Genomic DNA, 12,372 nt, shown 5'->3' with positions numbered 1-12,372 from the left:
CCCCGGCCGGTCGCGCAGTTCCCCGCGCCCCTGGTTTGCTGCCCTGCGCGGCAGGCACGCGCCCCTGACGGCAACCCATCAGGGGCGCGGAACTGCGCGGAGCTCAGAGGGTGGAGCGGAGCCATTGTTCGACGCTCGCGACGTGGACGGTCGCCCAGGAGCGCGCGGCCTCCGCGTCGCGGTCGCGGAGGGCGGCGAGGATCGCCCGGTGTTCCAGCAGCGTGCGGGACACCGCGTCCTCCTGGGTGAGGCCGCGCCAGACGCGGGCCCGGGTCGTCGGGCCGGACAGGCCGTCGAGCAGCGAGCACAGGACCGAGTTGCCGGACGCCGCGACGATGCCGCGGTGGAACTCCAGGTCGGAGGCGACCAGTTCCTCCACCGACGGCTGCGCCCCCAGCGCGTCCAGCTTGCCCTGGAGCGCCTCCAGCTCCTCCTGCGGGATCCGCGTCGCGGCCATCGCGGTGGCCGCCGGCTCCAGGATGCGCCGCACCGCCAGGAATTCGAGCACTGTGTCGTCGCGGTGGAAGTCCACCACGAAGCTCAGCGCCTCCAGCAGCAGTTGCGGGTCCAGGCTGGTGACGTACGTGCCGTCGCCCTGCCGGACGTCGAGGATGCGGATCAGGGACAGCGCCCGCACCGCCTCGCGCAGCGAGTTGCGCGACAGGCCCAGCTCGGCCGCCAGCTCGCTCTCCTTGGGGAGCCGGTCGCCGGGCCGCAGCGCCCCGGAGACGATCATCTCCTTGATCTTCTCGATCGCCTCGTCGGTGACGGCCACCGCGACCTCCCCTTAGTCCAGGTCCCGCGGACCGCCAGACCTCCGATGTATAGCCTCATTATGTGCCCGCGCGGCGCGTTTACCTAACGAAACGGGAAATCAGCGCCCGGCGTACCTGCCCGGCGGCGTCCCCACCGCGGCGGCGAAGTCCCGCGTGAGATGGGCCTGGCCGGCATAGCCGAGATCCGCCGCGAGGGCCGCCCAGTCGACGCCCGCGCCCTCGTCGGCCCGCGCCGCGGCCTCGTGCAACAGCTGAGAAGGTGTCGCGCTTGTTCAAGACCGGCGGGCGCGCCCGCCGGTAGCGTCGCGGGCATGACCTTTCATTCTGAGATCGCCGACAGCGCGCGGGAAGCCGCCCGGATCGCCGCGGGCGTCAGCCCCGGGCAGCTGACCGGCCCGACCCCTTGCGCCGACTACGACACCCGCACCCTGGTCAACCACCTGGTCGCCTACACCGGCATCGGCATGGAGCTGCGCGCCCGCCGCGAACCGCACCCCGCGGACCTGGGCACCCGCGACTTCACCGCCGACCCCGAGTGGGCGAAGGCGTACGCCGAGCAGCTGGAGCGCTCGGTGGCCGCGTGGGCCGACCCGGCCGTCTGGCAGGGCGAGATCAACTCCATGCCGGCCGGCTCCATGGCCTCCATGCTCTTCCTGGAGCTGTGCCTGCACGGCTGGGACCTCGCCAAAGCCACCGGCCAGCAGTTCACGCTGCCCGACGCCACCGCGGAGCTGATGCTCGCCCAGGTCCGCGAGGTCGCGCAGATGTACCGCGACTACAAGGGCTTCGCCGAGCCCGCGGACGTCCCCGCGGACGCGGGCCCGCTCAAAACCGCTGTCGCGCTGTCGGGCCGCGACCCATACTGGGCCGCGTGATCCAGCACGACCTCATCGCCCGGGTACGGGAGAGGTGCCGCGCGGACGGCGACGTCCGCGCGGCCCTGATGTACGGCTCCTTCGCGGCGGGGGAGGGCGACGCGCACAGCGACGTCGAGTTCTGGCTCTTCCTGACCCCGGCCGCCCGCGCCGCGCTGGACCCGGCGGCCTGGTGCGCCGCCGTCGCGCCGGTGAACCTGGTGCTGGAGAACGAGTTCGGCACGCATGTCGCGCTCTTCCCCGGCCCGGTGCGCGGCGAGTTCCACTTCGCCACCACTGCCGACATCGCCTCGGTCGCCGGCTGGCCCGCGCGCGGCGCCGCCGTCGAGGCGATGGTCGTCGTCGACCGGGACGGCGCGCTCACCCCGGTGCTGCGGGCGCTGCCCGAGCGGCCCGCCGTCCCGCGGAGCCCGGCCGAGATCGCCGACCTGTGCGGGCGGTTCGCGAACTGGCTGGTGCTCGCCGCGCACGTCACCGCCCGCGGCGAGCACCTGCGCGCGCAGGACGCGCTCGCGCACGCCGCCCGGCACCTGCTGTGGATGGCCAGGGTCGCCGAGGGCAGCACCGCCCACTACCTGACCCCCTCGCGCGCCGCCGAGGCCGAGCTGCCGGCCCGTACGGTCGCGGCGGCCGGCGCCGGCACGCTCGCGGCCCTGTGGGAGGAGGGCCGCGAGCGCTGGCGGGAGCTCGCGGCCCGCACCGGCGGCGAGCCGCCCGCGGCGCTGTTCGCCGAGCTGGACCGGCTCGCCGCCGCCGCTACTGCTCGTCCAGCCAGCCCATGGTCGCCTGGACGGCCTTGAGCCACTGCTTGTACTCCTTGTCGCGCTCGGCCGCGTCCATCCGCGGCGTCCACTCCGCGGCCCGCTTCCAGTTCGCCCGCAGCGCCTCGGTGTCCGGCCAGAAGCCGATCGCCAGGCCCGCCGCGTAGGCCGCGCCCAGGCAGGTGGTCTCGGCGACCATCGGGCGCACCACGGGCACGTCCAGGAAGTCCGAGAGGGTCTGCATGAGCAGGTTGTTCGCGGTCATGCCGCCGTCGACCTTCAGCGTGCTGACCTCGGTGCCGGAGTCCTTGAGCATCGCGTCGGCGATCTCCCGGGTCTGCCAGGCGGTCGCCTCCAGGACGGCGCGCGCGATGTGCGCCTTGGTGACGTACCGCGTCAGGCCCGCGATCACCCCGCGCGCGTCGGAGCGCCAGTAGGGCGCGAACAGCCCGGAGAACGCCGGCACGAAGTACGCGCCGCCGTTGTCGTCCACCGACGCGGCCAGCTCCTCGATCTCCGCGGCGGTCTTGATCAGCCCCATCTGGTCGCGCATCCACTGCACCAGCGAGCCGGTCACCGCGATGGAGCCCTCCAGCGCGTAGACGGGCTTGTCGCTGCCGATGCGGTAGCCCACCGTGGTGATCAGGCCCGCGTAGGAGTTCACCGGGGTCTCCCCGGTGTTCATCAGCATGAACGTACCCGTGCCGTACGTCGACTTCGCCTCGCCCACCGCGAAGCACGTCTGGCCGAACAGCGCAGCCTGCTGGTCGCCGAGCGCCGAGGCCACCGGCACCGCGGTCAGCCCGCCGACGCTGGTGGTGCCGTAGACCTCCGAGGACGACCTGATCTCCGGCAGCACCGCGGTCGGCACGCCGATCGACGCGCAGATCTTCTCGTCCCACTGGAGGGTCTTGAGGTCCATCAGCAGGGTGCGGGAGGCGTTGGTGACGTCGGTGACGTGCACCCCGCCGTCCACCCCGCCGGTGAGGTTCCAGATCACCCAGGAGTCCATCGTGCCGAACACGACGTCGCCGCGCTCGGCGCGCTCGCGCAGGCCCTCGACGTTGTCCAGCAGCCAGCGCACCTTCGGCCCGGCGAAGTACGACGCGAGCGGCAGGCCGGTCTGCCGCCGGAAGCGGTCCTGCCCGACGTTGCGGCCGAGCTCACGACACAGCGCGTCGGTGCGGGTGTCCTGCCAGACGATCGCGTGGTACACCGGCTCACCGGTGTTCTTGTCCCACATCATGGTGGTCTCGCGCTGGTTGGTGATCCCGATCGCCTTGACGTCCGAAGGAGTGAATCCGGCGACGTCGCGCCCGGCGTTGGCGATCGCGCCCGCGACCACCGCCTGGACGTTCGCCCAGATCTCGTTGGCGTCGTGCTCCACCCAGCCGGGCTTGGGGAAGATCTGCTCGTGCTCCTTCTGGTCGACCGCGACGATCCGCCCGTCGCGGTCGAAGATGATGCAGCGGCTGGACGTCGTGCCCTGGTCGATGGCCGCGATGAAGGGTCCCGAGGCGTTGGTGCTGGTGGACGTGTCGGTCATGGTGTGCTCCTCGTCGGATGTCCGCCCGGTGGTTACGGGTGACGACGGTTTCACCGGCAGGAATGGTGTCGTCGGATGGGCCTCACCTCTATGTGAACGCGAGCCGGTAAAGTCCGCCCGCGATGGCGGCGCCGGCCAGCGGGCCGACGACCGGTATCCACGCGTAGCCCCAGTCGGATCCGCCCTTGTGCGGCAGCGGCAGCAGGGCGTGCACGATCCGCGGGCCGAGGTCCCGGAACGGGTTGATCGCGTACCCGGTCGGCCCGCCCAGCGACAGGCCGATGCCGACCACGATCAGCGCGGTGAGCAGGATGCCCATTCCATTCTCCGCCAGACCGTCGGTCATGCCCTGCGTGAGGATGAACAGCACCAGGACCAGCGTCGCGACCGCCTCGGTGAGCAGGTTCAGCAGCGGATTGCGGATCTCCGGGCCGGTGGAGAAGATCCCCAGCACCGGCCCGCCCGGCAGCGTGGGGTCGCCCGTCGTGGGCCCGGCAGGATCGGCCTCGGGGCCGGCGAAGTCCGCCGGGTCGCTCAGATGCGCCTGGAACTGCCCGTAGTAGGCCACCCACACCAAAAGGGCGCCGATCACGGCGCCCACGAGCTGTCCTATCAGGTAGTACGGCACTTTCGACCACTGGCCGGTCTTGATGGCTATGCCGAGGGTGACCGCGGGGTTGAGATGGCCCCCCGAGTAGCCGTTGGCTATGTACGCGCCGCCCAGCACGCCGAAGCCCCAGCCGAAGGTGATCGCCAGCCAGCCCGCGTCCCTGGCCTTGGACCGTTTGAGTGTCACCGCGGCGCAGACGCCGCAGCCGAGCAGGATGAGCACAGCGGTACCGAAGATCTCGCCGATGACGATATGACCGTTGGACACAGCGACTCCCTAGTCCCACACTCTTGGTGTTCGACATTGTCGATCGCAGGACGAGAGTGTTCTCCCCTTGCGCTGAACAGGTCAAGAGAGGTGTACGGGTCGGCGGCGCACGCCGGTACGCGTCAGGCGCGCCCGGCGCCCAGGTCGCCGGAGATGCCCCGCGCGCAGTCCTGTACCGCCGCGACCACGCCGGCCAGGACCCCGCCCGCGTCGCACATCCGCTCCGCCGCGCCGGTGACGCCCACCGCCCCCACCGGCATCCGCCGCCCGTCCCGTACCAGCGCCGCCACCGACGCCGTCCCCCCGCCGGCCGGCTCCAGGTCCACCGCGAAGCCGCGGGCCCGGGTCGCCGCCAGCTCCGCCTCGAACCCGGGCCCACCGGCCGGCTCGGCGCGGGTGACCGGGTCGTACGCGCACAGCACCCGGCCGAGCGCGCTGCCGTGCAGCGGCAGCATCGCGCCGGTCCGCGGCGGCTCCCCGGGGCGCGGGACGTGGTGGACGACCAGCACCCCGTCCCGGTGCGGCACCGCCACGTACGCCGCCTCGCCGGTGGCCCGGGCCAGGTCGTCGGTCCAGCGCAGCGCGCGGGCCCGCAGCTGGTGCCCGTCCAGGTAGCCGGTGCCCAGCCGCAGCAGCTCCGCGCCCAGCTGGTACTTGCCCGACGCCGCGTCCTGCTCCACCAGGCCCTCGCTGCGCAGGGTGCGCAGCAGGCCGTGCGCGGTGCCCTTGGCCAGGCCCAGCGACGACGCCACGTCGGACAGCCCGAGCCGCCGCTCGCCGCCGGCCAGCAGCCGCAGGATCGCGGCGGCCCGCTCCAGCGACTGGATGGAACCGGGCATCGCGCACTCCCAGGGCGGAAGGCCGGCGCCGGCGTACGAAACGGACGGCGGCCGGCCGGTGGTCGGCATTGCCGGCCCCGATTCTCCCAGAGCGGGGGAGCGGCACCACTCGTCCGCCCATCGGAATGCCTTCGAGCCGAAACGGCCCGGACGGCTAGGCTGGCCGCGTGCGCGATCCGCCCCCTGGCGGGACGGACCGGCGCATAGCCGACAGCCGTCGCATCCCAGGGAGCAGTTCCATGGCCTTGCCGTCCCCCTCGCCCGCCCCCGCCGCCGCGAGCAACGCCCGCGCAGCGGCACTGCGCGAAGCGCTCGCCACCCGCATCGTCGTCGCCGACGGCGCCATGGGCACCATGCTCCAGGCGCAGGAACCGACCCTGGACGACTTCCAGCAGCTCGAAGGCTGCAACGAGATCCTCAACATCACCCGCCCCGACATCGTGCGCTCGGTGCACGAGGCGTACTTCGCGGCCGGCGTGGACTGCGTCGAGACCAACACCTTCGGCGCCAACGCCACCGCGATGAGCGAGTACGACATCGAGGACCGCATCTACGAGCTCGCCGAGGCCGGTGCCCGGCTCGCCCGCGAGGTCGCCGACGGCTTCGCCGCCGACGGCCGGCCGCGCTGGGTGCTCGGCTCCATCGGCCCCGGCACCAAGCTGCCGACCCTCGGCCACACCACCTACGCCCATCTGCGCGACGGCTACCACGCCAACGCCGCGGGCCTGATCGCCGGCGGCGCCGACGCGCTGGTGGTGGAGACCATGCAGGACCTGCTCCAGGTCAAGGCGGCACTGATCGGCTCCCGGCAGGCGATGGCCGAGGCGGGCGTGGACCTGCCGCTGATCTGCTCGGTCGCGGTGGAGACCACCGGCACGATGCTGCTCGGCTCGGAGATCGGCGCCGCCCTGACCGCGCTGGAACCGCTCGGCATCGACCTGATCGGCCTGAACTGCTCCACCGGACCGGCCGAGATGAGCGAGCACCTGCGCTACCTCGCCCGGCACTCGCGCATCCCGCTGACCTGCATGCCCAACGCCGGGCTCCCGGTGCTCACCAAGGACGGCGCGCACTACCCGCTCAGCCCCTCCGAGCTCGCCGACGCGCATGAGACGTTCGCCGCCGAGTACGGCCTGTCGCTGGTCGGCGGTTGCTGCGGCACCACCCCCGAGCACCTGCGCCAGCTCGTCGAGCGGATCGGCGGCCACGACCTCACCCCGCGCAACCCCCGCCCCGAGCCCGGCGCCTCCTCGCTCTACCAGACCGTGCCGTTCCGGCAGGACACCTCCTACCTGGCGATCGGCGAGCGCACCAACGCCAACGGCTCGAAGAAGTTCCGCGAGGCGATGCTGGAGGGCCGCTGGGAGGACTGCGTCGAGCTCGCCCGCGAGCAGATCCGCGAGGGCGCCCACCTGCTGGACCTGTGCGTGGACTACGTCGGCCGGGACGGCGTCGCCGACATGGCCGAGATCGCCGGGCGCTTTGCGACCGCCTCCACGCTGCCCATCGTGCTGGACTCCACCGAGGTCGAGGTGCTGCGGGCCGGCCTGGAGAAGCTCGGCGGCCGGGCGGTGCTCAACTCCGTCAACTACGAGGACGGCGACGGCCCGGAGTCGCGCTTCGCGAAGGTCACCGCGCTCGCCCGCGAGCACGGCGCCGCGCTCATCGCGCTGACCATCGACGAGGAGGGCCAGGCCAGGACCGCCGAGAAGAAGGTCGAGATCGCCGAGCGGCTGATCGCCGACCTCACCGGCAACTGGGGCATCGCCGAGTCCGACATCCTCGTGGACTGCCTGACCTTCACCATCTGCACCGGCCAGGAGGAGTCCCGCGGCGACGGCGCCGCCACCATCGAGGCGATCCGCGAGCTCAAGCGCCGCCACCCCGACGTGCAGACCACGCTGGGCCTGTCCAACATCTCCTTCGGCCTGAACCCGGCCGCCCGCGTCGTCCTCAACTCGGTCTTCCTCGACGAGTGCGTCAAGGCCGGCCTGGACTCCGCGATCGTGCACGCCGCCAAGATCGTGCCGATCGCCCGCATCCCCGAGGAGCAGCGCCAGACCGCGTACGACCTGGTCTACGACAACCGGCGGGAGGGCTACGACCCGCTGCAGAAGCTCATGGCGCTCTTCGAGGGCGTGGACGCCAAGTCGGTCAAGGCCGGCAAGGCCGAGGAGCTGGCCGCGCTGCCGCTGGACGAGCGGCTCCAGCGGCGCATCGTGGACGGCGAGAAGAACGGCCTGACCGACGACCTGGACGCGGCGCTGGCCGAGCGCCCGGCACTCGACATCGTCAACGAGACGCTGCTGGCCGGCATGAAGATCGTCGGCGAGCTGTTCGGCTCCGGGCAGATGCAGCTGCCGTTCGTGCTGCAGTCCGCCGAGGTGATGAAGACCGCCGTCGCCTACCTCGAACCGCACATGGAGAAGAGCGACGACAGCGGCGGCAAGGGCACCATCGTGCTGGCGACGGTACGCGGCGACGTCCACGACATCGGCAAGAACCTGGTCGACATCATCTTGTCCAACAACGGCTACAACGTCGTCAACCTGGGCATCAAGCAGCCCGTCTCGGCGATCCTGGACGCCGCGCAGGAGCACCGCGCCGACGTCATCGGCATGTCGGGGCTGCTGGTGAAGTCCACGGTGGTGATGAAGGAGAACCTCGAAGAGCTCAACCAGCGGGGACTGGCCGCCGAGTTCCCGGTGATCCTCGGCGGCGCCGCCCTCACCCGCGCCTACGTCGAGCAGGACCTGCACGAGCTGTACCTGGGCGAGGTGCGCTACGCCCGGGACGCCTTCGAGGGGCTGCGGCTGATGGACGCCCTCATCGGCGTCAAGCGCGGGGTGCCGGGCGTGCAGCTGCCCGAGCTCAAGCAGCGCCGGGTGCCGATCCGCCCGCAGGAGGACGAGATCCTGGACGACTCGCGCGGCCCGGTGCGCTCCGACGTCGCGGTGGACAACCCGGTGCCGGCCCCGCCGTTCTGGGGCAGCCGGGTCGTCAAGGGCATCCCGCTGGCGGACTACGCCTCATGGCTGGACGAGGGGGCGCTGTTCAAGGGCCAGTGGGGCCTGAAGCAGGCGCGCGCGACCGGGCCGACGTACGAGGAGCTGGTCGAGAGCGAGGGCCGGCCGCGGCTGCGCGGGCTGCTGACCAAGCTCCAGTCGGAGGGCCTGCTGGAGGCCGCGGTGGTCTACGGCTACTTCCCGTGCGTGTCCAAGGGCGACGACCTGATCGTGCTGCACGAGGACGGCACCGAGCGCACCCGCTTCACCTTCCCCCGGCAGCGCCGCGGGCGGCGGCTGTGCCTGGCCGACTACTTCCGGCCCGAGGAGTCCGGCCAGACCGATGTCGTCGGCTTCCAGGTGGTCACCATGGGCGGCAGGATCTCCGAGGCCACCAACGAGCTGTTCGCGTCCGACTCCTACCGCGACTACCTGGAGCTGCACGGGCTGTCGGTGCAGCTCGCCGAGGCGCTCGCCGAATACTGGCACGCCCGGGTGCGCGCCGAGCTGGGCTTCGGCGGCGAGGACCCCGGCGAGATCGAGGACATGTTCGCGCTGAAGTACCGCGGCGCCCGCTTCTCGCTCGGCTACGGCGCCTGCCCCGACCTGGAGGACCGGGCGAAGATCGCGGCGCTGCTGGAGCCGGAGCGGATCGGGGTGAAGCTGTCGGAGGAGTTCCAGCTGCACCCGGAGCAGTCCACCGACGCGATCGTGATCCACCACCCGGAGGCGAAGTACTTCAACGCCCGCTGACGCCGGCGGCGCAGGGCGGCGCACCCCTCGGCAGCGCACCCCCGGCGGCCCTTCCGGGCGTGTCCCGGAGAGGCGACGTAGACTGGTGGGTCCGGCAGAGGCCGGTTGCCCTTCCCGATCCCGGGACGCGGCGACCGGCCTTTGTGCCCCCTGGGAGGGGGCGCGCCGGCACCGGCCCGACGGCCGGTCCCGCGCCCGGGTCCGCACCGGGCCGAGGAGTGAGCCTATGACCAGCAGCATCCCCGTCGTCGCCACCCTCACGGGGCACGGCCAGGACCTCCAGGCCGTACTGCTGGACATGGACGGCACCCTCGTGGACACCGAGGGCATCTGGTGGGCGGCCGAGACGGGGGTGTTCGCCGACCTCGGGCATGTGCTCGACGAGGTGCACAAGGAGGTCGTGGTGGGCGGCCCGATGGCCCGCAGCGTCACCCATCTGATGGAGGTCACCGGCACCACGGCGACGCTCGCCGAGCTGATGGTCGCGATCGACACCCGCTTCGAGGAGCTGATCGAGCGCGGCGCCCCGCTGATGCCCGGCGCCCGGCGGCTGCTGACCGAGCTCGCGGCGCACGGGGTGCCCACCGCGCTGGTGTCCGCCTCGCACCGGCGCACGATCGACGCGATGCTGCGCACCCTGGGCGCCGAGAACTTCTCCTTCACCCTGGCAGGTGATGAGATCGCCCGCACCAAGCCGCACCCGGACCCGTATCTGACGGCGGCGGCCCGGCTCGGCGCCGACCCGGCTCGCTGCGTCGTCGTCGAGGACACCCTGACCGGGGTCGCCTCCGGCGAGGCGGCCGGCTGCCATGTGGTCGCGGTGCCGTCGCTCGTGACCATCCCGCCCGCCCCCCGGCGCACCGTCGTGCGCTCGCTCGACGGGGTGGACGTGCCCTTCCTGCGCTCGCTGGTCAGGCGCTCTGTGAACGCGGATCTTCACTGAAGGTGAAGGCTGAATAAAATCTCACGAAGTGGAATCCGCGCGGTGTGATGATTGTCACACGACGCGTCCTCGACAGCCGGTCGCCCGGCTGGATGAGATTTCGCTTATCGGTTCTTTACCCGGGCGAAGTGTCCCGTTTGTCGCTCCGTGTATCGATAGCCCGCACGTTCGCATATCGGAGGTGAACGTCCTGTTACCGGTATGTAATGCCCCCTCAATCACTCCGTGTCCCAGTGAGAGATGCCCATCCCGCTAGTGTCCGTGGCGGTCGATGCCGACTCAACCTTCCGGCATGTGAGCAAGGGGATTCACTGGATGTCACGAAACAAGCGTGTCGTCGCCGCAGCAGCCGTGGCCTTCCTGGCCGTCGGTGCCGCAGCGTGCGGTGGCAAAAAGGATAATTCGTCCGGCAATGGCGGCGGTGGCAACGGTGGCGGCAAGGGTGCCGTGATCGTCGGCACCACCGATTCGGTGTCCTCGCTGGACCCCGCGGGAGCGTACGACTACGGCTCCTGGGAGATCATCGACAGCGTCTACCAGAAGGTCATGCACTTCCCGACCGGCGCCACCACCCCGGCCCCGGACGCGGCCAAGAGCTGCTCCTTCACCGACCCCAAGACGTACTCCTGCCAGCTGCAGCCCGGCCTGGTGTTCTCCAACGGCGACCCGCTCACCGCGACGTCCGTGAAGTTCACCTTCGACCGGATGCTGAAGATCGCCGCCCCCAACGGCCCGTCGAGCCTGCTGGCCAACCTGGACAGCACCACGACCACCGGGGCCGACCAGGTCGTCTTCCACCTGAAGAACCCCGACTCGACCTTCCCCTCGGTGCTCGCCACCGACGCCGGCGCGATCGTCGACGAGAAGGTCTTCCCGGCCGACAAGCTCCTCGACGGCTCCGCCGTCGTCGGCTCCGGCCCGTACACCCTCGACAAGTACACGGCCAAGCAGCAGGCCTCGCTCAAGGCCAACGCCAAGTACAAGGGCACCAACAAGCTCAACAACAGCCAGGTCGTCCTGCAGTACTTCTCCGAGGCGTCCGCGCTCAAGCAGGCCGTCAAGGACGGCACCGTGACCGCCGCCTTCCGCAGCCTGTCGCCCACCGACACCGAGGACCTGAAGAAGACCTCCGGCGTCCAGGTGCTCGAAGGCACCGGCACCGAGAAGCGCTACATGGTCTTCGACGCCAAGGTCAAGCCGGCCGACCAGAAGGCCGTCCGGCAGGCCGTCGCCCAGGTCATCGACCGCGCGGGCATCGCCAAGGAGGCGTACGACAACACCGTCGCGCCGCTGTACTCCATGGTCGGCAACGGCATCGAGGGCCACACCGAGGCCTTCAAGGACAAGTACGGCGCCCCCGACACCGCCAAGGCCAAGGCGCTGCTCGACGCCGCCGGCATCACGACCCCGGTGACGCTCGCCTACGCCTGGACGCCCAGCCACTACGGTGCCGCGTCCGCCGACGAGGCCACCACGATCAAGCGGCAGCTGGAGGCCACCGGCCTGTTCAAGGTCAACCTCAGCAACACCGAGTGGCAGCAGTACCAGAAGGACGAGAAGTCCGACACGTACGCCTCGTACATGATCGGCTGGTACCCGGACCTGCCGGACCCCGACAACGACGTCGCCCCGTTCCTGACCAAGGAGCCCTTCCTGGGCACCGGCTACGTCAACCCGCAGATCCTGGACCTGCTCTCCAAGGAGCAGGGCACCGACGACAAGACCGTGCGCGACCAGGCCTTCGCCGACATCCAGAAGATCGTGGCCGAGGACGTCCCGATCATCCCGCTGTGGCAGGGCAAGCAGACCGTCGTGATCCGCGACGGCGTCACGGGCGCCGACAAGGCACTCGACCCGACGATGTTCCGGTTCTACGAACTCGGCACCAAGTGACCGGCGGCCGGCCCGCGGAGCAGTGACCTGCCCCGCGGGCCGGCCCGGCACACGGCACCCCCCGCCGCGCCCCCGTCGTCCACGGTCCGGGCCCCCACCCGGCA

General features: G+C 71.4%; 9 protein-coding genes and 1 pseudogene. 5 read left to right on the top strand and 5 right to left on the bottom strand.

What is annotated here, in order from left to right:
• Positions 1-103 precede the first annotated feature (103 nt).
• Positions 104-775 (bottom strand): FadR/GntR family transcriptional regulator, encoded by a 672-nt coding sequence (locus tag HCN08_RS21515; RefSeq protein ID WP_167984819.1) that lies wholly within the window; start codon positions 773-775, stop codon positions 104-106.
• Between the two features lie 99 nt (positions 776-874).
• A pseudogene (locus HCN08_RS21510) lies at positions 875-1,024 on the bottom strand (AraC family transcriptional regulator); the annotation flags it as partial.
• 63 nt (positions 1,025-1,087) lie between these two features.
• Between HCN08_RS21510 and HCN08_RS21505 the strand changes: the two are divergent.
• Both HCN08_RS21505 and HCN08_RS21500 read left to right on the top strand, forming a co-directional pair.
• A complete protein-coding gene (locus HCN08_RS21505) occupies positions 1,088-1,651 on the top strand; it encodes a TIGR03086 family metal-binding protein (RefSeq protein ID WP_167984818.1) in 564 nt (187 codons plus the stop codon).
• Positions 1,648-2,451 carry a nucleotidyltransferase domain-containing protein gene (locus HCN08_RS21500; RefSeq protein ID WP_167984817.1) on the top strand — a complete coding sequence of 268 codons (804 nt, stop codon included), beginning with the start codon at positions 1,648-1,650 and terminating at the stop codon, positions 2,449-2,451. Before HCN08_RS21505 ends, HCN08_RS21500 begins: the two co-directional genes overlap by 4 nt.
• Here the strand turns inward: HCN08_RS21500 and glpK are convergent.
• The 3 genes from glpK to HCN08_RS21485 all read right to left on the bottom strand — a co-directional run bounded on the left by glpK (position 2,408) and on the right by HCN08_RS21485 (position 5,674).
• Entirely contained in the window at positions 2,408-3,958 is a 1,551-nt protein-coding gene (glpK, locus tag HCN08_RS21495; RefSeq protein ID WP_167984816.1) for a glycerol kinase GlpK, read from the bottom strand. The genes HCN08_RS21500 and glpK overlap by 44 nt on opposite strands.
• 88 nt (positions 3,959-4,046) lie before the next feature.
• The gene (locus HCN08_RS21490; protein WP_167984815.1) at positions 4,047-4,835 is read right to left on the bottom strand and encodes an MIP/aquaporin family protein; all 789 of its coding nucleotides are present in this window, start codon (positions 4,833-4,835) and stop codon (positions 4,047-4,049) included.
• Positions 4,836-4,957: 122 nt separating this feature from the next.
• Positions 4,958-5,674 carry an IclR family transcriptional regulator gene (locus HCN08_RS21485; protein ID WP_167984814.1) on the bottom strand — a complete coding sequence of 239 codons (717 nt, stop codon included), beginning with the start codon at positions 5,672-5,674 and terminating at the stop codon, positions 4,958-4,960.
• 239 nt (positions 5,675-5,913) lie between these two features.
• On the opposite strand from HCN08_RS21485, the gene metH reads away from it, so the two are divergent.
• The 3 genes from metH to HCN08_RS21470 all read left to right on the top strand — a co-directional run bounded on the left by metH (position 5,914) and on the right by HCN08_RS21470 (position 12,268).
• Complete coding sequence (gene metH, locus HCN08_RS21480) at positions 5,914-9,432, top strand: methionine synthase (protein WP_167984813.1); 3,519 nt, start codon at positions 5,914-5,916, stop codon at positions 9,430-9,432.
• 226 nt (positions 9,433-9,658) lie between these two features.
• Complete coding sequence (locus tag HCN08_RS21475) at positions 9,659-10,375, top strand: HAD family hydrolase (protein WP_167984812.1); 717 nt, start codon at positions 9,659-9,661, stop codon at positions 10,373-10,375.
• Between the two features lie 447 nt (positions 10,376-10,822).
• A complete protein-coding gene (locus HCN08_RS21470) occupies positions 10,823-12,268 on the top strand; it encodes an ABC transporter substrate-binding protein (RefSeq protein ID WP_322974598.1) in 1,446 nt (481 codons plus the stop codon).
• Positions 12,269-12,372 lie beyond the last annotated feature (104 nt).

Origin of the sequence: Actinacidiphila epipremni, assembly GCF_012034175.1 — a bacterium.
Lineage (GTDB): Bacteria > Actinomycetota > Actinomycetes > Streptomycetales > Streptomycetaceae > Actinacidiphila > Actinacidiphila epipremni.
The sequence above is the reverse complement of the archived record's forward strand: the minus strand, read 5'-3'. Positions and strand labels throughout refer to the sequence as shown.